18 protein-coding genes are annotated in these 20,118 nt (G+C 53.1%); 12 read left to right on the top strand and 6 right to left on the bottom strand.

The genetic code is table 11. The annotated features are described in order from the left end of the window. Nucleotides 1–22: 22 nt before the first annotated feature. The gene (locus tag PO881_RS13175; RefSeq protein ID WP_192411468.1) at nt 23–1,303 is read left to right on the top strand and encodes an MFS transporter; all 1,281 of its coding nucleotides are present in this window, start codon (nt 23–25) and stop codon (nt 1,301–1,303) included. Nucleotides 1,304–1,335: 32 nt separating this feature from the next. Here the strand turns inward: PO881_RS13175 and PO881_RS13170 are convergent, their stop codons facing one another. Further along, nucleotides 1,336–2,229: a TIGR01777 family oxidoreductase gene (locus PO881_RS13170; protein ID WP_101763646.1), complete on the bottom strand. Its 894-nt coding sequence runs from the start codon at nt 2,227–2,229 to the stop codon at nt 1,336–1,338. 204 nt (nt 2,230–2,433) lie between these two features. On the opposite strand from PO881_RS13170, the gene yfcF reads away from it, so the two are divergent. After that, the gene (gene yfcF / locus PO881_RS13165; RefSeq protein ID WP_008105173.1) at nt 2,434–3,075 is read left to right on the top strand and encodes a glutathione transferase; all 642 of its coding nucleotides are present in this window, start codon (nt 2,434–2,436) and stop codon (nt 3,073–3,075) included. A 111-nt stretch (nt 3,076–3,186) separates the two neighbouring features. After that, the gene (gene yfcD, locus PO881_RS13160) at nt 3,187–3,732 is read left to right on the top strand and encodes an NUDIX hydrolase YfcD (RefSeq protein WP_007889295.1); all 546 of its coding nucleotides are present in this window, start codon (nt 3,187–3,189) and stop codon (nt 3,730–3,732) included. A gap of 46 nt (nt 3,733–3,778) precedes the next feature. On the opposite strand, the gene PO881_RS13155 is transcribed toward yfcD, so the two are convergent. The 3 genes from PO881_RS13155 to ackA all read right to left on the bottom strand — a co-directional run bounded on the left by PO881_RS13155 (nt 3,779) and on the right by ackA (nt 8,588). Continuing rightward, nucleotides 3,779–5,038, bottom strand: coding sequence for a 4-aminobutyrate--2-oxoglutarate transaminase (locus PO881_RS13155; protein ID WP_280171904.1), 1,260 nt, complete (start codon nt 5,036–5,038; stop codon nt 3,779–3,781). 129 nt (nt 5,039–5,167) lie between these two features. Continuing rightward, entirely contained in the window at nt 5,168–7,312 is a 2,145-nt protein-coding gene (gene pta / locus PO881_RS13150) for a phosphate acetyltransferase (protein ID WP_176971183.1), read from the bottom strand. A 73-nt stretch (nt 7,313–7,385) separates the two neighbouring features. Continuing rightward, nucleotides 7,386–8,588 (bottom strand): acetate kinase, encoded by a 1,203-nt coding sequence (ackA, locus tag PO881_RS13145; RefSeq protein ID WP_101763649.1) that lies wholly within the window; start codon nt 8,586–8,588, stop codon nt 7,386–7,388. Nucleotides 8,589–8,927: 339 nt separating this feature from the next. Here ackA and yfbV point away from each other — a divergent pair, with 339 nt between their 5' ends. The 3 genes from yfbV (at nt 8,928) to PO881_RS13130 (ending at nt 10,699) form a co-directional block, all read left to right on the top strand. After that, entirely contained in the window at nt 8,928–9,380 is a 453-nt protein-coding gene (gene yfbV, locus PO881_RS13140) for a terminus macrodomain insulation protein YfbV (RefSeq protein WP_101763650.1), read from the top strand. A 150-nt stretch (nt 9,381–9,530) separates the two neighbouring features. After that, nucleotides 9,531–10,025 carry a YfbU family protein gene (locus PO881_RS13135; RefSeq protein ID WP_101763651.1) on the top strand — a complete coding sequence of 165 codons (495 nt, stop codon included), beginning with the start codon at nt 9,531–9,533 and terminating at the stop codon, nt 10,023–10,025. A gap of 14 nt (nt 10,026–10,039) precedes the next feature. Beyond that, complete coding sequence (locus PO881_RS13130; RefSeq protein WP_192233271.1) at nt 10,040–10,699, top strand: sugar phosphatase; 660 nt, start codon at nt 10,040–10,042, stop codon at nt 10,697–10,699. Between the two features lie 27 nt (nt 10,700–10,726). Here PO881_RS13130 and yfbR read toward each other — a convergent pair whose 3' ends face one another. Together yfbR and PO881_RS13120 are read right to left on the bottom strand one after the other, a co-directional pair. Continuing rightward, nucleotides 10,727–11,326 carry a 5'-deoxynucleotidase gene (gene yfbR / locus PO881_RS13125; protein WP_110866568.1) on the bottom strand — a complete coding sequence of 200 codons (600 nt, stop codon included), beginning with the start codon at nt 11,324–11,326 and terminating at the stop codon, nt 10,727–10,729. Between the two features lie 70 nt (nt 11,327–11,396). Next, entirely contained in the window at nt 11,397–12,614 is a 1,218-nt protein-coding gene (locus PO881_RS13120; protein ID WP_008105154.1) for a pyridoxal phosphate-dependent aminotransferase, read from the bottom strand. Between the two features lie 968 nt (nt 12,615–13,582). On the opposite strand from PO881_RS13120, the gene lrhA reads away from it, so the two are divergent. From lrhA to nuoF, 6 genes are all read left to right on the top strand, one after another. After that, nucleotides 13,583–14,506, top strand: a complete 924-nt coding sequence (gene lrhA, locus PO881_RS13115) for a transcriptional regulator LrhA (protein ID WP_021509211.1) — start codon at nt 13,583–13,585, stop codon at nt 14,504–14,506. 660 nt (nt 14,507–15,166) lie between these two features. Continuing rightward, the gene (locus tag PO881_RS13110) at nt 15,167–15,610 is read left to right on the top strand and encodes an NADH-quinone oxidoreductase subunit A (RefSeq protein WP_007889316.1); all 444 of its coding nucleotides are present in this window, start codon (nt 15,167–15,169) and stop codon (nt 15,608–15,610) included. 15 nt (nt 15,611–15,625) lie between these two features. Beyond that, the gene (locus tag PO881_RS13105) at nt 15,626–16,306 is read left to right on the top strand and encodes an NADH-quinone oxidoreductase subunit B (protein WP_008105151.1); all 681 of its coding nucleotides are present in this window, start codon (nt 15,626–15,628) and stop codon (nt 16,304–16,306) included. A 116-nt stretch (nt 16,307–16,422) separates the two neighbouring features. Then, entirely contained in the window at nt 16,423–18,222 is a 1,800-nt protein-coding gene (nuoC, locus tag PO881_RS13100) for an NADH-quinone oxidoreductase subunit C/D (RefSeq protein WP_101763654.1), read from the top strand. Between the two features lie 2 nt (nt 18,223–18,224). Then, nucleotides 18,225–18,740, top strand: coding sequence for an NADH-quinone oxidoreductase subunit NuoE (gene nuoE / locus PO881_RS13095; protein ID WP_101763655.1), 516 nt, complete (start codon nt 18,225–18,227; stop codon nt 18,738–18,740). A 2-nt stretch (nt 18,741–18,742) separates the two neighbouring features. Beyond that, nucleotides 18,743–20,083, top strand: a complete 1,341-nt coding sequence (gene nuoF, locus PO881_RS13090) for an NADH-quinone oxidoreductase subunit NuoF (RefSeq protein WP_280172902.1) — start codon at nt 18,743–18,745, stop codon at nt 20,081–20,083. Nucleotides 20,084–20,118: the final 35 nt, after the last annotated feature.

Here is a 20,118-nt window from a genome sequence, read left to right as displayed (position 1 = left end):
TTCCAGACAGAGGATGAATGAGATGCAATCGAATGATTACTGGTTTGGCTTACCGAAAAAGATGTTCTGGGGCTTCCTCGCCATCGCTATTTTTATGGCGGGTGACGGCTTTGAAATGGCATTTCTGTCGCGTCACATCACCGATATGGGCTTCACGCCAGCGCAGTCGGCGGTAGTATTTACTTTTTACGGACTGGCGGCAGCGCTAGCGGCGTGGGCATCGGGCGTGGTAGCGGAACTGATTACGCCCCAGCGTGCCATGATGATTGGCTTCGTGCTGTGGATTGTCATGCACACGCTGTTTATGTCGCTGGGACTTGGCATGCGCAACTATACGCTGATGGTGCTATTTTACGGCATTCGCGGTCTGGCGTATCCGCTATTCATTTACTCATTCATGATGATGCTGGTGCAGGTGCTGCCGCGTGAAAAACTGGCGGCAGCCACCGGTTGGTTCTGGGCAATGTATTCCGTCGGTATCGGTGTGGTCGGCAGCTATTTACCGAGTCTGACCATCCCGATGCTCGGCGAAACCGGTACGCTGTGGCTGGCGATTATTTGGGTTGCCTGTGGTGGCGTGCTGGCCTATTTCAGCTTGCGCCATGTGCCGGTTGATCGTTCGCGCGTCAATTTGCCGATGCGCGATAAAATGACCGAAATGTCGCGGGCGGTAACTATTCTGTTTACCAACCAGCACGTGTTTTATGCCTGCCTGATTCGCATCATTAACACGCTGTCGCTGTTTGGTTTCGCCATTATCATGCCGCTGCTGTTCGTTGATCGTCTTGGTTTCACCATTTCCGAATGGCTGCAAATCTGGGCGGTGTTCTTCTTCGTCACCATTTTTACCAACATCTTCTGGGGCATTACCGGCGAGAAACTGGGTTGGATCCGTCAGGTGCGCTGGTTTGGCTGTCTCGGTATGGCCATCTCCAGTCTGGCGTTTTACTACCTGCCGCTGTATGCCGGACATAACTTCTGGGTGGCGCTGATTCCGGCGGTGATGTTAGGAATTTTTGTCGCCGCCTTCGTGCCGATGACCGCAGTGTTTCCGACACTGGAGCCGCATCACAAAGGCGCCGCCGTGTCGATTTATAACCTGTCGGCCGGACTGAGTAATTTTGTCGCGCCCGCGATTGCGTCGGTGTTGCTGCCGTTTTTCGATATCGTCGGCGTGGTGTGGGCGTATACCGCGCTGTACGTGTTTGCTGGCGTGCTGACCTTTATCATCCGCGTGCCGCAGCCGGGACATACGCATGAACCGGCGGCAGTGAAATCACGCGTGGCGCAGCAAAGAAGTTAATCTGTGATAGGCGGGCGCCATTAATGGCGCCCCTACACGACATCCCGCAACGCTTCCTCCAAATCGTACCAGCGAAAACCAAAGCCTGACTCTTCCAGGCGCTTCGGCAACACATGTTGGCCGCCGAGCACCAGCACCGCTGATTCCCCCATCATCAGCTTGATGGCGCTGGCGGGCGTGCGCATAAAGGCTGGGCGATGCATCACATGGCCGAGCGTGGCGGCGAACTGCTCATTGCGCACCGCATAGGGCGCAACCATGTTGAACGGGCCGCGCAGTTCAGAGTGATCGATTAACCACAGCAGCGCGTTAACCAAATCGTCGATGTGAATCCACGGTAAATACTGTTTGCCGCTACCAATCGGACCGCCTACGCCAAGCTTAAACGGCAGTTTCATCTTCGATAACGCGCCGCCTTCTTTCGCCAGCACCACGCCGGTGCGCAGCAAACAGACGCGCGTGCGATCGCTCTGTGCAGTTAACGCCAATTGTTCCCAACGCGCGCACAGCGTATGGGTAAATTCATCCTGGCCTGGATCCTCTTCGGTCAGCACCAGGTCGCCGGTATCGCCATAAAAGCCGGTAGCCGAGCCGGAAATCAAAAATTGCGGGGGATTGCTGCTGGCGTGAATCAGCGAGACCAGCTGCTCGGTGATCTGCCAGCGGCTTTCGCACAGCCGCTGCTTCTGCTGTTCGGTCCAGCGTTTATCGGCGATCGGTTCGCCCGCAAGATTAATCACACCATCAATACCGTTTAAATCGGTTTGCTGATTGATGCCGGACCACAGCGCCACGCTGGCGTCGAGTTTCTCGCGTGCGGCGGCGACATCGCGCGTGACGACGCTCACCTGATGGCCAAGCTGCAACAGACGCGGAATCAGATGGCGGCCAATCAGGCCGGTGCCGCCGGTGATCAGTAAATGCATGTTGAGCCTCCTTGTCATTTTTTATCTGCTCAGATTGAGCATAGAAGAGAAGCGTGCGCGCGGCGTGACTCGGCTTACGCTTATGAAGAAAAAGGAAAAGTCAGCGCTGGTCTTAGCAGCTAAAGATCCGACCAGCGCACCATTGCCTTAATAAATAAAAATCGGTAAACATGATGCACACCTGACGCTTTTCTGAGGCAGCCAATGAATTATCCAACCATTACTTTGTGGTCAGATTCTTGCTTTTTCAGCCCTTACGCCATGTCGGTTTATGTTGCGCTCACCGAGAAGGGCATTCCCTTCACCCTTAAGCGCGTCGATTTATCGCAGAATGCGCAGTGGGATGAGGAATACCGCGCGCTGTCGCTGACCTGCCGTGTGCCGACGCTGCAAATCGATGATGTGCTGCTGACGGAATCTTCAGCGATTGCTGAGTACCTGGAAGAGCGTTTTCCGGCGCCAGAGTTCGAGCGGCTCTATCCGCGCGATCGTGAGAAACGGGCGCATGCGCGCGAAGTGCAGGCATGGCTGCGCAGCGACTTAATGGCGCTGCGCTCTGAGCGTCCAACCGAAGTGCTGTTCGCCGGCGAACGCTTTGCGCCGCTTACGCCGGCAGGTGAGCAAGCTGCCAACAAACTCATTGCTGCGGTGCAGCGCCTTTTGCCTGATGGACAGCAAAATCTGTTTGGCGAATGGTCGATTGCGGATACCGATTTAGCCGTGATGATTAATCGCCTGGCGCTGCACGGCGATGCGCTGCCGGTGAAGCTGCAACACTATGCGGAGTTCCAGTGGCAGCGTGCTTCGGTGCAACTCTGGTTAGCGGAATCGGGTAAAACACGCTGAGCACGATGCGCCTTGCGATGGCGAAAAGAACGCTTTACCTTACCGCTCATTCTAATAAAGCATGGCAAACAGGCGCGTGCTGGGCACGCCGAAAACAGAAAAGGGTTACGGATGGTGGATCAAACGGCAGGTGACGGTATCGAGTGGGTTGATATCGTTAACGAAGAGAACGAAGTCATTGCGCAGGCCAGCCGTGCGCAGATGCGTGCGCAGTGTCTGCGTCATCGCGCTACTTATATTGTGGTGCACGATGGTATGGGCAAAATTCTGGTGCAGCGTCGTACTGAAATCAAAGACTTCATGCCGGGTATGCTGGACGCCACTGCCGGTGGCGTGGTGCAGAGTGGGGAAGACCTGCTGGAATCGGCGCGTCGTGAAGCGGAAGAGGAATTGGGTATCGCGGCCGTTCCATTCGCCGAACACGGCCAGTTCTATTTTGAAGATCAGCATTGCCGCGTATGGGGCGGGCTGTTCAGCTGCGTTTCCCATGGCCCGTTTGCCATGCAGGAAGAGGAAGTGGATGAGATCTTCTGGATGACGCCGGAAGAGATCACCGCGCGCTGTGACGAGTTCACCGATGATTCGCTTAAGGCGCTGTCGCTGTGGCTGAGCCGAAACAGTGATGCTGCACGTCGTAAACAGAGCAGCGAAGCGTAATCTTGCCGTAAGGTCGCCATTTTTGGCGACCTTATATACAACATTGTTAATGTTCCCGCAGAATCCCCGCCAACAGTGCCAACGCATCCTCGAACTGCGCATCGGGAATAGTCAGCGGATAGAGGAAGCGGATCACGTTGCCGTACACGCCACAGGTTAGCAGAATCAAACCTTTTTCCAGCGCCTGCTGCTGAATAGCTTTGGCAATCTCCGCCGACGGCTTGCCCGCCGCATCATTGAATTCCGCCGCCATCATTGAGCCATAACCACGAATTTCCGCCAGCGCTTTACAATCTGCTCGCTGCAACGTCTGTTTTAATCGGCTGCCAAGCTGGTTGGCGCGGCTGCACAGCGCCTCTTCTTCGATAATGTCTAACACCGCCAGCGCCGCCGCAATCGCCGGTGGACTGCCAGCATAGGTTCCGCCCAGGCCGCCGGGTTCTGGCGCATCCATGACTTCTGCGCGTCCCGATACCGCCGAGAGCGGGAAACCGCCAGCCAGACTTTTCGCCATGGTGATGATATCAGGCTGCACGGCGTAATAGTCGCTGGCGAACAGCTTGCCAGTGCGCGCAAACCCGCTCTGGATCTCATCGGCGATCAGCAGTATGCCGTGGCGATCGCACAACTCCCGTAGCGCAACGACAAACTCTGGCGGCGCACCGTAGAAACCGCCTTCGCCCTGAACCGGTTCAAAGATAATGGCTGCCACCTGCTGCGGGCTGATATCGCTGCGGAAAATCGCTTCCAGGCTGTCGAGCGCATCGCTCACGCTGACCTTGTGCAGCGCGTTGGGATAGCGCGCGTGAAACACCGGGCTGGCGAAGGGGCCGAAGCCGGTTTTATACGGCACCACTTTCCCGGTCAGCGACATTGTCATATTGGTGCGGCCATGAAACGCGCCGGTGAAGGCGATGATGCCGGGCCGACCGGTGGCCGCACGCGCGATTTTGACCGCGTTTTCGACCGCTTCAGCACCGGTTGAGAAAAAGGTGGTTTTCACCGGCCCGCTAATCGGCACCAGCGCATTTAGTCGCTCAGCGAGATGAATGTAGTTCTCATAAGGGATGATTTGAAATGCGGTATGGGTAAAGCATTCTAGCTGCTGTTGCACCGCAGCCATTACTTTCGGGTGACGATGCCCGGTGTTAAGCACTGCGATGCCTGCGGCAAAATCGGTGTATTCGCGGCCATGTTGATCCCAAACCGTGGCATTCTCGGCTTTTACCGCATTGAAATCACACATCACACCCACGCCGCGCGGCGTGGCTTGTAAACGACGGCGGTGCACATCACTGTTGCTCATTATTCACCTCGCAATTAGCGGCAGACTTCAATCAGTGTTAACGCAGCGTGAGGTTTATGCCAGTGAAGTACGGGGCAAAAAAAAAGCACGCACCGAAGTGCATGCTTTTTTGGTGGGCGGGAAAGGGGATTAGCCTTCGGCCTGCTGCGATTGAATCGCCGTCAATGCGATGGTGTAGACGATATCATCCACCAGTGCGCCGCGCGACAGGTCGTTCACCGGCTTACGCATGCCTTGCAGCATCGGTCCGATGGAGATCAGATCGGCAGAACGCTGTACCGCTTTGTAAGTGGTGTTACCGGTGTTCAGATCCGGGAAGATGAACACGGTAGCGCGGCCGGCAACCGCAGAGTTTGGCGCTTTGGATTTGGCGACGTCTTCCATAATCGCGGCGTCGTACTGCAGCGGACCATCGATCACCAGATCCGGGCGTTTTTCCTGCGCGATGCGCGTGGCTTCACGTACTTTCTCTACGTCGCTACCGGCACCGGAGTTACCGGTTGAGTAGGAGATCATCGCGACGCGTGGATCGATACCAAAGGCTTTGGCTGAATCGGCAGACTGAATCGCGATCTCTGCCAGCTGTTCTGGATTGGGATCCGGGTTGATGGCGCAGTCGCCATACACCAGAACCTGCTCCGGCAGCAGCATGAAGAACACCGACGACACCAGCGAGCTGTTTGGCGCGGTTTTGATCAGCTGCAGCGGTGGACGAATGGTATTCGCAGTGGTGTGAACCGCGCCGGAGACCAGACCGTCAACTTCGCCGCTCTCCAGCATCATGGTGCCGAGCACCACGTTGTCTTCCAGCTGCTCCTGCGCCACCACTTCGGTCATGCCTTTGCTCTTACGCAGCTCAACCAAACGTGGCACGTAGTTTTCACGTACCACTTCTGGATCCACGATCACGATGCCTGTGCCAAGTTCAACACCCTGCGCCGCCGCAACACGCTGAATCTCTTCCGGATTGCCGAGCAGCACACAGGTAGCGATGCCGCGTTCGGCGCAAATTGCTGCCGCTTTGACGGTACGCGGCTCGTCGCCTTCTGGCAGCACAATGCGTTTGCCGGCTTTGCGCGCCAGCTCGGTGAGCTGGTAGCGGAATGCCGGTGGAGACAGGCGACGGCTGCGCTCGGACGTGGCGGTCAGCGATTCCACCCAATCTTCATTAATGAAGCTAGCTACGTACTCCTGCACTTTCTCGATGCGCTGCGTATCGTCAGTTGGGACTTCGAGGTTGAAGCTTTGCAGGCTAAGCGACGTCTGCCAGGTGTTGGTTTTCACCATAAACACCGGCAGGCCGGTCTGAAACGCGCGTTCGCACAGGCGTGCGATGGGCGCTTCAATCTGATAGCCACCGGTCAACAGCACTGCACCTATTTCTACGCCGTTCATCGCGGCCAAACAGGCGGCAACCAGTACATCAGGACGATCGGCGGAGGTTACCAGCAGTGAACCCGGACGGAAGTGCTCCAGCATGTGTGGAATGCTACGCGCACAGAAGGTGACAGATTTCACACGGCGCGTCTGGATTTCACCTTCGTTGATGATATCGGCGTTCAGGTGACGGCACATATCGATGGCGCGAGTGGCGATCAGATCAAAGCTCCACGGTACACAACCCAGCACCGGCAGCGGACTGTTGGCAAACAGCTGCTTTGGATCGATGTTGGCGATGCTGGCTTTAGAGGAGTCATCAAAAATTTCTGACAGATCCGGGCGCGTACGACCTTGCTCATCCACCGGCGCATTCAGTTTGTTGATGATCACGCCAGTGATGTTTTTGTTTTTGCTGCCGCCAAAGCTGCTTTGCGTCAGTTCGATACGCTCTTTGAGCTGCGCCGGAGAATCGTTGCCCAGCGCCATGACGAAGACGATTTCGGCGTTCAGGGTTTTAGCGATCTCATAGTTCAGAGCAGATGCGAACTGATGTTTACGCGTGGGGACCAGACCTTCAACCAGCACCACTTCCGCGTCTTTAGCGTTTGCGTGATAGTTGGCAATGATCTCTTCCATCAACACGTCTTGCTGGTTAGATCCAAGTAGCGACTCAACGCGTGACATCTGCAGCGGTTCTGCGGCAGGAATCGCGGAGCTTTTACGGATAATGCTGGTGGTTTGGTCTGGCGCATCGCCACCCGCACGTGGCTGGGCAATTGGCTTGAATACGCTCAGGCGCACGCCTTTGCGCTCCATGGCACGGATCACGCCGAGGCTGACGCTGGTCAGACCGACGCTGGTGCCGGTAGGAATGAGCATAATTGTACGTGACACGATAGAAACCTCTCAGGTGTTGCAGACTGTCTAAAACAACTCCGTCAGCCTAAGCTGACGGAGAGAAGTGTTTTTAAGCGGTGAGACGCGCGGCGTCTTGAGCAATCACCAACTCTTCGTTGGTTGGGATCACCACGGCTGGGCGCGTGCCTTCTTTGTTGATGAAACCCGATTTGCCGAAGCGTGCTGCCAGGTTGCGCTCGTGATCGACTTCGAAGCCGAGCAGACCCAGTTTCTGCAGCGCCAGCTCGCGCACCATCGCCGCGTTTTCACCGATACCACCGGTGAAGACCACGGCGTCCAGACGGCCTTCCATCAGCGCAGTGTAGCTGCCGATGTATTTCGCCAGACGGTGGCAGAACACATCCATCGCACGCTTAGCATCTTCTTTGGTGCTGTAGTTGTCTTCCACATAGCGGCAGTCGCTGGTGACTTCGGTCAGACCTAACAGGCCAGACTCTTTGGTCAGCAGCTTGTTGATGGCATCAACGCTCATGCCCAGGGCATCATGCAGGAAGAAGATAATCGCAGGATCGATGTCGCCACTGCGCGTGCCCATCACCAACCCTTCCAATGGCGTCAGGCCCATTGATGTATCAACACATTGACCATTGCGAATAGCAGAAACGGAACCGCCATTACCCAAGTGGCAGGTGATGACGTTCAGTTCGCTAACGGGTTTGTTCAGCATTTTCGCGGCTTCCTGCGTCACATAGTAGTGGCTGGTGCCGTGTGCGCCGTAGCGACGAACGCCGTGCTCTTTATACAATTTGTACGGCAGAGCATAGAGATAGGACTCTTCCGGCATTGTCTGATGGAATGCGGTGTCAAAAACCGCGACATTTTTATCAGAAAGATGTGGGAAGTTTTTCAGCGCTTCATCTATACCGATCAGATGCGCAGGATTGTGCAGCGGCGCAAAAGAAGAGGCGTCTTTGATGCCCTGAATAACAGATTCGTCGATGATGACTGATTTGGTCAGCTGCTCGCCGCCGTGAACGATACGATGGCCGATTGCAGCGATTTGTGCCGAAAGCTCTGGTTTTTGTGCCAGAATAGTTTTGACCATGAAATTCAGTGCTTCGCTGTGTGCCGCACCCGCGCCAAGCTGAGCTTCTTGTTTGCTGCCGTCCAGTTTCCACTTAATACGTGCTTCCGGTAAATGGAAACATTCAGCCAAACCGGAGAGATATTCGTCGCCGGTAACAGGGTTAAGGATGGCAAACTTAAGTGAAGAACTGCCGCAGTTCAGAACCAGAACTAACTTCGTCGACATGGAAGTACCTATTTTTGTTAAATAGTGGCTAAAAAAAACGCAATCAGACTAACAGCGTAGCCCATGAAAGCTGGTAGGTTAATGATAAACATCATGTGCTAGTCAAAAATTCAGTGACATGCAAAAAATTTTGGTGATTTTACGCTTATTTTTGATAAGCACTTAGCGAAACATGGCTCTGGCCGCTCTTTTATTGAGCTAAAGCTTCCGGTAATGTTACTCAAACGGCGTCAGAATACTCACTGTCACCCGCAAAGACAAAAACTTTTGAAGGATGTCACGTAAAGTTGTGTAGTTATCGGTTTATTTTAAATATTGCAGATTTAGTTGAGGTCTATCATGGCGAATGAGACAGACAAACCCGGCTGGTTCGGCTTGTTCCAGCGCGGACAGCGATACATGAAGACCTGGCCTGCAGACAAGCGCCTGGCGCCGGTATTTCCTGAAAATCGCGTGGTGAATGCAACGCGTTTTGCCATTCGCTTTATGCCGCCGCTGGCGATTTTCACCTTGACATGGCAAATCGCGATGGGGGGACAACTTGGTCCAGCAATTGCCACCGCGCTGTTTGCCTGCAGCCTGCCGATGCAAGGATTATGGTGGTTAGGTAAACGTTCGGTAACGCCGTTGCCGCCGACGCTGCTGCAGTGGTTCCATGAAGTGCGTACCAAACTGCAAGAAGCGGGGCAGGCGATTGCACCCGTTGACGGTAAGCCGACATATCAGTCGCTCGCCGATGTGTTGAAGCGCGCGTTTAAACAGCTTGATCGCACTTTCCTCGACGATCTTTGATCCGCGGACGCTTTTACCTGCCAGAGAATTTGAGCCAAATCCCGGTTCAAATCAAAGAAAAGTGGTGCGGACATACACGCATCACTCTCCTTGTGTAATCATTTCTTCATTGTTTAAATCTTAAGCGGCCGCCTGGCCCGGGAGCAAACCATGGAAATGACCCACGCACAACGATTGATCCTCTCCAATCAATACAAAATGATGGCCATGCTGGAGCCCGATAACGCCGAGCGCTATCGTCGTTATCAAACCATTATTGAACGCGGCTATGGCTTACAGTTACGCGAACTCGATAAGGAATTCGGCGAGCTAACCGAAGCGACCTGTCGCTCACTGATCGATATTATGGAAATGCATCATGCGCTGCATGTTTCGTGGTCGAACCTCAAAGATGGCAGCGCGATTGATGAGCGTCGCCTGGCGTTTCTCGGCTTTGATGCGGCCACCGAAGCGCGTTATCTCGGCTACGTGCGTTTTATGGTGAACGTAGAAGGGCGCTATACCCATTTTGATTCCGGCACACACGGCTTCAATGCCCAAACGCCGATGTGGGAAAAATACCAACGCATGCTTACGGTGTGGCACACTTGTCCGCGTCAATATCATCTCAGCGCGAATGAGATCGCGCAGATTATCAATGCCTGAATAAGGAGCGACGCGTGAAGTACAGGGGTTTTCTGTTTGATTTAGACGGTACGCTGGTGGATTCACTGCCTGCTGTGATTCGCGCATGGTCATTGTGGGGTGAGCGCCATGGTTTGTCTGCGGAAGAGGTCCTGAGCTATATTCATGGGAAGCCTGCGATCAACTCGCTGCGCCATTTCATGGCGGGACAATCTGAAGAGGCGATTCAGGCGGAATTTCTCTGGCTTGAACGCCTCGAAGCGGAAGACACGCATGGCGTACAGGCGATTCCGGGCGCATTAGCGTTACTGTCAACGTTGAACGAGTTGCAGATCCCATGGGCGATTGTCACATCGGGGTCGATCCCTGTTGCCTATGCGCGCCATAAAGCCGCCAATCTACCCATGCCAGAGGTGTTCATCACCGCGGAGAACATCAAGCACGGTAAGCCGAATCCCGAGCCTTATTTGCTGGGCGCCGAGCGTTTGGGGCTTTCAGCGACGCAATGCGTGGTGGTTGAGGATGCGCCAGCGGGCATCATTTCAGGATTGGATGCGGGCAGTGCGGTGATCGCTATAAATGCGCCAGCCGATGCGCCGCGCATTGATGAAGTCACCTTCCGCGTCGCTTCGCTTGAACCGTTAAATGTCACTAAAGAAGATAGCGGTGAATTTACCCTTTCTATCACCGCATAAAAAAACGGGCCGCTGCGGCCCGTTTTTTTACAGCGGCGTATCCTGTGAGATTTCATCCAGCGACAGGCTAAAGCTGGGAATAAACACCTCAACAAAATAATCCATTTCCGGCGAGCGCCGCTGCGTCAGGGTTTTCTCCAGGCGCGCTTTGGCCAGCAAAAACTCGTTATTACCCGCCGACAACTCTTCCAGACACTTCACATAGGCGCAAAGTGCATCCGCTTGCTTAACCACGGATTGTTCACTTTCGCTATGCATGTGTTCATCTATCAGCGGCCGATAAGCGTCCTGCAGTTCGGGCGGCAGCATATCGATGAGTTTCTGCTGGGCAATTTTCTCGATCTTTTTATATTCGTGCGCAATTTGCGCGTTGTAGTACTTCACCGGCGTCGGTAAATCCCCGGTCAATACTTCGCTGGCATCATGATACAGCGCTAGCATGGCAATGCGCTCGGCGTTGAGGTTGCCGTTAAACTTTTTGTTTTTGATGATGGCGAGCGCGTGAGCAACCATCGCCACCTGCAGACTATGCTCGGAAACGTTTTCAGTGCGCACATTGCGCATTAATGGCCAGCGGTTAATCAGTTTGAGACGGGAGAGGTGGGCGAAAAAATGGCTACGAGTCATGGACGGTTCCTGTTCGCACGGCGGGGAAGATATCTTTTCCCCGAAATGCGAACAGTATACGCGTCACAATTTACTGGCGATACCCTTGTAAGAAACGACCAAACTTGCTGACGGCCATTTCCAAATCGTCCACGCGCGGCAGCGTAACGATGCGTACGTGATCCGGCCACGGCCAGTTGAACGCGGTGCCCTGAACCAGCAGCACTTTTTCCTGCAACAGGAAATCCAGCACCATCTTCTGATCGTCGAAGATGTTGAATTTCTTGGCGTCAATACGCGGGAACATATAGAGCGCACCTTGCGGCTTCACACAGCTGACGCCAGGAATATCATTAATTAATTCCCACGCACGCTGGCGCTGTTCATACAAACGTCCGCCGGGCGCGATAAATTCACTAATGCTTTGATAACCACCCAATGCGGTCTGAATCGCGTGTTGTGCAGGAACGTTGGCACACAGGCGCATCGACGCCAGCATCTCCAGACCTTCAATGTAACCTTTAGCGTGTTTCTTCGGACCATTCAAAACCATCCAGCCCTGACGGAAACCCGCCACGCGATAGGTTTTGGACAAGCCGTTGAAGGTCACCGTCAGCAGATCGGGTGCCAGCGCAGCAATCGAATGATGTTGTGCTTCGTCGTAGAGAATCTTGTCGTAGATTTCATCGGCGAAAATAATCAGATTGTGCTGGCGCGCAATTTCAACAATCTCAAGCAACAACTCTTTGCTGTAAACCGCGCCGGTCGGGTTATTCGGGTTAATGATGACAATGCCACGCGTGCGCGGGGTGATCTTGCTGCGAATATCATCCAGGTCAGGGAACCAACCTGCTGATTCATCACACAAATAATGCACCGCTTTACCGCTCGACAGCGAAACGGCAGCGGTCCACAGCGGATAATCCGGCGCAGGCACCAGCATTTCATCACCGCTGTTGAGCAATGCCTGCATCGCTTGCACAATCAGTTCGGATACGCCGTTACCAATATAGATGTCTTCGACAGTGACATCGCGCATGTCACGCGCCTGGTAATGCTGCATGATCGCTTTACGCGCCGAATACAGCCCCTTTGAATCGCAATAACCCTGCGAGCTCGGCAGATTGCGAATGACATCGACCAGAATTTCATCAGGTGCTTCGAAACCAAACGGGGCAGGGTTGCCGATGTTCAGCTTGAGAACTTTGTTGCCTTCTTCTTCGAGACGTTTAGCTTCTTTCAGTACCGGGCCACGGATGTCATAACAGACATTTTCCAGCTTGCCGGATTTATCAATTTGAAAATTCATTGTTACCGCCTTTATGGGCAGAGTCCTTTAACCTGCCACCAAAAATCAAACTCGCCCAATTTACTCTTCTCACCTTAACAAAAGAAGGGCAGCGCTTGGTTTTGGCGTGTTTGCCATTTTTTCCCCTTTCACGTGGCGTAAAAGTCATTGGAAATCGATTAATCTGGTTCATTAGTCCACAAATGTGAAGAATGTTAATATTAAACGCTGGTAAGGTGTGCCTGACGTGTAAATGCCTTCTTCCATCGACATCCGAGACTATTCAGAAATTTTTCAGTCAAAACTGGCTTAAAAAAACATTAGCGACCAGACGAAATAGTTAAATGAATCTTGTTGGATGGCGAAAAATTGTCTGGTAATGATTAAGCACTGTTTGGCGTCACAAAATAGAGTTCATTCTCATACACTTTTTATTGGCAGAATTAAGCACCACCATCAGCTGCAACTCAGTGTAAAACACGCGTAAAATAGCATTTGCTCTGTATCTTTAACGTAAGTGTTTGAGATTCAGAACCTGGAGGGGTTAAAAAAAGAGCAGCATTATGGCAGGATGTGTGCGAAAAGACTTTTGGTCAAAAATTGCGATGTTTTGAACAAAAACATTTCCATTTATAGCGTAAAAATGATTAAGTATAATTTATTATTTGATGCACTTTATCGCTTCGCATCTACATAACATGATGTTATTTCTTTTTAACCCGCAGGGACTTTGTGCGGGATACATAGACAACTACGCAGCTTCCAGCACCTGTACGACTTACGTTTTCGGCCCAGAAGTTCTGCTGTCTATAATGACGACGCTGCTCTGATCTCAGAGTGGTGCGATCGTCGGCATCCGCCTGACAAATTTTTTTCATGGCAGCTCCACACAGGGCTGTCATTAAGCACCATTGCCTCTTATCTCTTTGATAAGTCGGGTAATACACCAGGGTAGTAGTTTTAAAAAATCTTATAAGTGAAGAAAAAACATGACTAATGCAAATCGTCCGATACTGAATCTCGACCTCGATCTGCTGCGTACATTTGTTGCCGTTGCCGATCTGAACACTTTCGCAGCCGCCGCTGCCGCCGTGTGCAGAACGCAGTCCGCAGTGAGCCAGCAGATGCAACGTCTGGAACAATTGGTAGGTAAAGAGCTGTTTGCCAGACATGGACGTAATAAATTGCTGACGGAGCATGGCATTCAACTGCTGGGTTACGCCAGGAAAATCCTTCGTTTTAATGACGAAGCTTGCACCTCTTTAATGTACAGCAACATTCAGGGCGTTCTGACCATCGGCGCTTCAGATGATACCTCAGATACCATTCTGCCGTTCCTGCTTAACCGCGTAACGTCGGTCTATCCGAAGCTGGCCATTGATGTGCGTGTTAAGCGCAACCCGTTCATGATGGAAATGCTTAATCAAGGTGAAGTCGATCTGGTTGTGACCACGTCCAGCCCAGGAAACTTTACTTATCAGGTACTGCGTACTTCACCAACGTTGTGGTACTGCGCGGCAGATTATATCTTCCAGCGTGGAGAGGCCATTCCTTTGGTTCTGTTGGATGAGCCAAGTCCGTATCGCGATATGGCCATTGATCACCTCAACGAGGCTGGCATTCCGTGGCGCATCTCGTATGTTGCCTCAACGCTGGCTGCCGTCCGTGCAGCGGTTAAAGCCGGTTTGGGTGTGACAGCGCGTCCTGTTGAGATGATGAGTCCAGAACTGCGCGTGATGGGCGCGGCAGAAGGTTTGCCAGTATTGCCTGACACCCAGTATCTGCTGTGCCGTAATCCAGACAGCGATAACGAACTGGCGCTGGCGATCTTCAATGCCATGCAGTCCACCAACGATCCTTATAATCTGAGTGCTAATCCAGACGGTACCTTGTTACTGGATGATGAAGAGTAAGGGTTGCAGTTACTGGTAATTCCTCTCAATTGGAATACCGGTTAATTGTTAAAACCGATAAAAATAAGCCTTAGCTGGATAATTATCCGCTAAGGCTTTTTTTATGCCTTTTAACACGTCCTTTTTAGAGCGATTTCCAGAAAAAGATTTCACTCAACATCTTAAAAATGAAATGTGTTCTATTTTTGCTCCACATGGAATGATTTTATCAATTCGTGCCAACTTTCCCAGGGCAATTGCCCGTCCACTCCGCTGTTTTTTGCAGCATAAAACCCAGTTATGTGCTTTAGATCAAAAAAATACCCCTGATAAGGGGGGGGAATCTCGGGCGAGACCTGTCAAAATATGATTGTTAAATGCACGATCCACGCATGTGAATACCCGCTACACTAAAATTAACCTCACAAACTGAAGCGATTTAGCTGGCGCTCAGAGGGTTGAATGTTAATAATATGATGCAGCTGTAAAATAATGTTTGGATACTTTTGTCAAAGTTGACAAAAGGTTATAGAAAGGAGTAAAAACCCCTATAAAATTGCTGCTTTATTGCTAATGACAGCAAAATTTATAAGGTTTTTTATCCTTCCCTTGAATCGATGTGGTGTGTTTGCTGCAACAGCGCAGGATGCCATCACCACTTTTGATGAGTAAGCAAAGAGTATGTCGACAACTACAGAAGTGATCGCTCATCACTGGGCATTTATTGTTTTTATCGTTATCGCATTCGGCCTGTGTGCCTTTATGTTGACCGGGGGCTGGTTGTTAGGTGGTCGTGCGCGTGCGCGACACAAGGACACCCCGTTCGAATCGGGTATTGAGTCGGTCGGTGACACTCATATTCGCCTCTCTGCAAAATTCTATCTGGTTGCGATGTTCTTCGTCATATTCGACGTCGAAGCCCTCTATTTATACGCATGGTCGACTTCCATCCGCGAAAGCGGTTGGGTCGGCTTTGTCGAAGCCGCAATTTTCATTTTGGTGCTCTTGGCAGGCCTGGTTTATCTGGTGCGCATCGGTGCGCTGGATTGGGCTCCTGCGCGTCGTCGCGTAGTGGTCAAATCTGTCCCGGTCAGTCACAGCCACACCAACCCTCATAAGCAGTAAAAGCGAGGCAATAAGATGGACTACACGCTGACACGCGTAGACCCGAACGGGGGCGGCGACAACGATCGTTATCCTCTGCAGAAACAGGAAACGGTTACCGATCCGCTGGAGCAACACGTTCACCGCAGCGTCTACATGGGCAAGCTCGAGCACGCCCTGCATGACATGGTGAACTGGGGTCGTAAAAACTCACTCTGGCCGTATAACTTCGGCCTTTCCTGTTGCTACGTGGAAATGACCACATCCTTCACCGCAGTGCATGACGTGGCACGATTTGGCGCCGAAGTTATGCGCGCCTCGCCACGTCAGGCTGACTTCATGGTGATCGCCGGTACGCCATTTACCAAAATGGCGCCGGTTATTCAGCGTCTATATGACCAAATGCTGGAGCCGAAATGGGTGATTTCCATGGGCGCATGCGCTAACTCGGGTGGCATGTATGACATCTACTCGGTGGTGCAGGGGGTGGATAAATTCCTGCCGGTTGACGTGTACATTCCTGGCTGCCCGCCGCGTCCAGAAGCGTATATGCAGGCATTGCTGCTGCTGCGCGAGTCGATTGGCAAAGAGCGTCGTCCACTGTCTTGGGTGGTTGGTGATCAGGGTGTTTATCGCGCCAATATGCAGCCAGAGCGTGAAAGAAAGCGTGGCGAGCGTATTGCCGTCACCAACCTGAGATCGCCAGACGAAGTTTAAGCTTCCCGTACACGGATGGAGCCACGGCCACAGCAAAACATCACAATTTAATGTGCGCCGCCATCCTGACGCCTTCTTTTGAGCGCCTGATTACAGGCCGGAATGGTGAGTAACGTATGACTGATTTAACCACGCAAGATCTCGCTCAGCCTTCATGGCAAACCCGCGATCACCTGGATGACCCAGTGGTCGGCGAGCTGCGTAACCGTTTTGGGCCGGATGCCTTTACCGTTCAGGCTACCCGCACCGGGATTCCGGTTGTCTGGGTGAAGCGTGAACAGCTATTAGAAATCGTTGAATTCCTGCGCAAGCTGCCAAAGCCCTATGTCATGCTGTATGACTTACACGGTTTTGATGAGCGTTTACGCACTAACCGCGCCGGTTTGCCCGCCGCGGATTTTTCCGTTTTCTATCACCTGCTTTCCATTGAACGCAACCGCGACATCATGCTCAAGGTCGCTTTATCTGAAAACGATCTGAATGTGCCAACCATCACCAAAATTTTCGCTAACGCCAACTGGTATGAGCGCGAAACCTGGGAGATGTTTGGCATCACTTTCAATGGTCACCCGCACCTGACGCGCATCATGATGCCGCAGACGTGGGAAGGCCATCCACTGCGTAAAGATTATCCGGCGCGCGCTACCGAGTTCGATCCCTTCGAGCTGACCAGGCAGAAAGAAGATCTGGAGATGGAGGCGCTGACCTTCAAGCCTGAAGATTGGGGCATGAAGCGCAGCACCACTAATGAGGACTTCATGTTCCTCAACCTCGGTCCGAACCACCCCTCTGCGCACGGTGCTTTCCGCATCATTCTGCAGTTAGATGGTGAAGAAATCGTCGATTGCGTTCCCGATGTCGGCTACCACCATCGTGGCGCGGAGAAGATGGGCGAGCGCCAATCCTGGCACAGCTACATTCCGTACACCGACCGTATCGAGTACCTCGGCGGCTGCGTGAACGAAATGCCGTACGTGCTGGCGGTGGAAAAACTGGCGGGCATTACCGTGCCGGATCGCGTCAATGTGATCCGCGTGATGCTGTCTGAACTGTTCCGCATCAACAGCCATCTGCTCTATATCTCCACCTTTATTCAGGACGTCGGCGCGATGACGCCGGTGTTCTTCGCCTTTACCGATCGTCAGAAAATTTATGATGTGGTGGAAGCGATTACCGGTTTCCGTATGCACCCGGCGTGGTTCCGCATCGGCGGCGTCGCGCATGACCTGCCGAAAGGTTGGGAACGTCTGCTGCGCGACTTCCTCGACTGGATGCCGAAGCGTCTGAAAGAGTACGACAAAGCCGCACTGCGCAATACCGTGTTGATGGGCCGTTCGCAAGGCGTTGCGGCGTACAACATGGATGAAGCACTGGCGTGGGGCACCACCGGCGCAGGTCTGCGCGCCACTGGTTTAGATTTTGACGTGCGCAAATGGCGTCCATATTCAGGTTACGAAAACTTCGATTTCGAAATTCCGGTTGGCGCTGGCATCAGTGATGCGTACACCCGCGTGCAGCTGAAAATGGAAGAGATGTGGCAGTCACTGCGCATTCTGGAACAGTGCCTGAACAACATGCCTGAAGGCCCGTTCAAAGCGGACCATCCGCTGACAACGCCGCCGCCGAAAGAGCGCACGCTGCAGCACATTGAAACCCTGATCACTCACTTCCTGCAGGTTTCGTGGGGCCCAATCATGCCGGCCAACGAATCCTTCCAGATGATTGAGGCGACCAAAGGGATCAACAGTTACTACCTGACCAGCGATGGCAGCACCATGAGCTATCGCACCCGCGTGCGTACGCCGAGCTTCCCGCATCTGCAGCAGATCCCATCGGTGATCCGCGGCAGCCTGGTATCCGACTTGATCGTTTACCTCGGTAGTATCGATTTTGTTATGTCAGACGTGGACCGCTAATTATGCACGATCAAAAAATTGCTATTCACACCATTGACCCTACTGAGGTCTTCGTGCTGAGCGAGGCCGAGCACCACGCTATCGAGCACGAGAAACACCATTACGAAGATGCACGCGCCGCTTCGATCGAAGCGTTGAAGATCGTGCAGAAACAGCGTGGCTGGGTGCCGGACGGCGCGATTAACGCCATCGCAGATGTTCTGGGGATTCCAGCCAGTGATGTTGAAGGCGTAGCGACTTTCTATAGCCAAATCTACCGTACGCCGGTTGGCCGTCACGTTATTCGCTACTGTGACAGCGTGGTGTGCCACATCACGGGTTATCAGGGGATTCAGGATGCGCTGGAGCAAAATCTGAACATCAAGCCGGGCCAGACTACGGCGGATGGACGCTTTACGTTGCTGCCAACTTGCTGCCTGGGTAACTGCGATAAAGGGCCAACCATGATGGTGGATGAAGATACCCACGTTCATCTGACGCCTGAAGGCATCGCCAACTTGCTGGAGCAGTATCAATGACCATTAAACAGATCATTCGTACTGCCGAAACGCATCCACTGACCTGGCGTCTCCGTGACGACAAGCAGCCGATCTGGATCGATGAATATCGCAGTAAAAACGGTTATGTCGGCGCAGAAAAAGCGTTGAAAGATTTCAGCCAAGACGAAATCGTCTCGGCGGTAAAAGACTCCGGCCTGAAAGGCCGCGGTGGTGCAGGCTTTAACACCGGCCTGAAGTGGAGCCTGATGCCGAAAGACGAATCCATGAACATCCGTTACCTGCTGTGTAATGCCGATGAAATGGAGCCGGGCACTTACAAAGACCGCTTGCTGATGGAGCAACTGCCGCACCAGCTGGTAGAAGGCATGCTGATCAGTGCGTTCGCGCTGAAAGCCTATCGTGGCTATATCTTCTTACGTGGTGAGTACATCGAAGCGGCCGTTAATCTGCGTCGCGCGATTGCTGAAGCCACCGAAGCGGGCTATCTCGGCAAAAATATTCTTGGTACTGGTTTTGATTTCGAGCTGATCGTCCACACCGGCGCAGGTCGTTATATCTGCGGTGAAGAGACAGCACTGATTAACTCGCTGGAAGGACGTCGTGCGAACCCGCGCTCTAAGCCGCCATTCCCGGCCAGTGCCGGCGTGTGGGGCAAGCCGACCTGCGTGAACAACGTGGAAACGCTGTCGAACGTGCCTGCCATCTTCCTTAACGGCGTTGACTGGTACAAAAACATCTCTACCAGTGAAGACACCGGCACCAAAATGATGGGCTTTTCCGGCCGCGTGAAAAATCCTGGCGTCTGGGAATTGCCGTTCGGCACCACCGCACGTGAAATCCTTGAGGATTACGCCGGTGGCATGCGTGATGGCCTGAAATTCAAAGCCTGGCAGCCAGGCGGTGCAGGAACTGACTTCCTCACCGATCAGCACCTCGATCTGCCGATGGAATTTGCCAGTATTGGTAAAGCTGGCAGCCGTTTAGGTACTGCGCTGGCGATGGCAGTCGATCACGAAATCAACATGGTTTCACTGGTGCGTAACCTGGAAGAATTCTTTGCGCGCGAATCCTGTGGCTGGTGTACGCCGTGCCGTGATGGATTGCCATGGAGCGTGAAGATCCTGCGTGCGCTGGAGCAGAAGAAAGGTCAGCCGGGTGATATTGAGACCCTGCAGCAACTCTGCCGCCAGCTTGGCCCAGGTAAAACCTTCTGTGCCCACGCACCGGGCGCCGTCGAACCATTGCAGAGCGCGATTAAATATTTCCGTGAAGAGTTTGAAGCTGGCATTGCGCCGCAGGTGTTTGGCAATACCCGAGCTATCGGCGGTATTCAGCCCAACCTGCTGAAAGCGCGCTGGTAATCAGCCGCCGTACACGGAATTCACCTCATGCCGAC

The sequence above is a fragment of the Pantoea sp. SS70 genome (assembly GCF_029866845.1).
Lineage (GTDB): Bacteria > Pseudomonadota > Gammaproteobacteria > Enterobacterales > Enterobacteriaceae > Pantoea > Pantoea leporis.
The sequence above is the reverse complement of the archived record's forward strand: the minus strand, read 5'-3'. Positions and strand labels throughout refer to the sequence as shown.

Coding starts and splice junctions, on each gene's coding strand:
- PO881_RS13175 (WP_192411468.1), top strand. CDS start 23: ATGCAATCGAATGATTACTGGTTTGGCTTACCGAAAAAGATGTTCTGG.
- PO881_RS13170 (WP_101763646.1), bottom strand. CDS start 2,229: ATGCATTTACTGATCACCGGCGGCACCGGCCTGATTGGCCGCCATCTG.
- yfcF (WP_008105173.1), top strand. CDS start 2,434: ATGAATTATCCAACCATTACTTTGTGGTCAGATTCTTGCTTTTTCAGC.
- yfcD (WP_007889295.1), top strand. CDS start 3,187: ATGGTGGATCAAACGGCAGGTGACGGTATCGAGTGGGTTGATATCGTT.
- PO881_RS13155 (WP_280171904.1), bottom strand. CDS start 5,038: ATGAGCAACAGTGATGTGCACCGCCGTCGTTTACAAGCCACGCCGCGC.
- ackA (WP_101763649.1), bottom strand. CDS start 8,588: ATGTCGACGAAGTTAGTTCTGGTTCTGAACTGCGGCAGTTCTTCACTT.
- yfbV (WP_101763650.1), top strand. CDS start 8,928: ATGGCGAATGAGACAGACAAACCCGGCTGGTTCGGCTTGTTCCAGCGC.
- PO881_RS13135 (WP_101763651.1), top strand. CDS start 9,531: ATGGAAATGACCCACGCACAACGATTGATCCTCTCCAATCAATACAAA.
- yfbR (WP_110866568.1), bottom strand. CDS start 11,326: ATGACTCGTAGCCATTTTTTCGCCCACCTCTCCCGTCTCAAACTGATT.
- PO881_RS13120 (WP_008105154.1), bottom strand. CDS start 12,614: ATGAATTTTCAAATTGATAAATCCGGCAAGCTGGAAAATGTCTGTTAT.
- lrhA (WP_021509211.1), top strand. CDS start 13,583: ATGACTAATGCAAATCGTCCGATACTGAATCTCGACCTCGATCTGCTG.
- PO881_RS13110 (WP_007889316.1), top strand. CDS start 15,167: ATGTCGACAACTACAGAAGTGATCGCTCATCACTGGGCATTTATTGTT.
- PO881_RS13105 (WP_008105151.1), top strand. CDS start 15,626: ATGGACTACACGCTGACACGCGTAGACCCGAACGGGGGCGGCGACAAC.
- nuoC (WP_101763654.1), top strand. CDS start 16,423: ATGACTGATTTAACCACGCAAGATCTCGCTCAGCCTTCATGGCAAACC.
- nuoE (WP_101763655.1), top strand. CDS start 18,225: ATGCACGATCAAAAAATTGCTATTCACACCATTGACCCTACTGAGGTC.